Annotated in this window: 1 protein-coding gene; it reads right to left on the reverse strand. The window is 77.6% G+C overall.

Going from position 1 to position 696, the window contains the following annotated elements; translation table 11 throughout:
- Positions 1–696: FtsK/SpoIIIE domain-containing protein (locus DZG00_RS16160; RefSeq protein WP_255414086.1), on the reverse strand; the 696-nt coding region annotated here is incomplete at both ends.

Here is a 696-nt window from a genome sequence, read left to right on the forward strand (position 1 = left end):
GCGCCGTGCGCCCCGACGAGGCAGCGGCCGACGGGCGCGTCCGCGAGGCCGGCGGCCTCGACCGTGCCGAGGAGCGCGCGGCTGTCGGCCTCGTTGTTGACGCGGAGCGACAGGCGGAGGTCGCAGTTGGCGAGCACCGCGTCGCGCACGACGCCGGCGGGGCGCTGCGTGCAGAGGATGAGGTGCATGCCGAGGGAGCGGCCCCGGGCGGCGATGTCGGCGACGACCTCGTGCAGTCCGTCCTGGTCGGCGAGGAGGGCCGCCAGCTCGTCGACCACGATGACCAGGCGCGGCAGCGCACCGGCGGCGGCGGGGTCGTCGACGTCGCGCGCGCCGGCCTCGCGGAGGACGCGCTCGCGGTGGCGGATCTCCGCGCGCAGGCTCTCGAGCGCGCGGCGCGCGCCCTGCCCGTCGAGGTCGGTGACCAGCCCGACGGCGTGCGGCAGGACCAGCAGCGGATCGAACGCGGCGCCGCCCTTGAAGTCGACGAGGAGCACGGTCACTTCCTCGGGCGGGTGCGCTGCGGCGAGCGCCGTCATCCACGTGACGAGGAGCTCGCTCTTGCCGCTGCCCGTCGTGCCGGCGACGACCGCGTGCGGGCCGTCCGCGACGAGGTCGACGGCCACGGGACCGACGTGGCCGACGCCGATCACCGCCGCCAGGGTGCGCGGGCGGAGGGCGGGCGCGTCCCCGAGG

The sequence above is a fragment of the Clavibacter lycopersici genome (genome assembly GCF_003576405.1).
Classification (GTDB): domain Bacteria; phylum Actinomycetota; class Actinomycetes; order Actinomycetales; family Microbacteriaceae; genus Clavibacter; species Clavibacter lycopersici.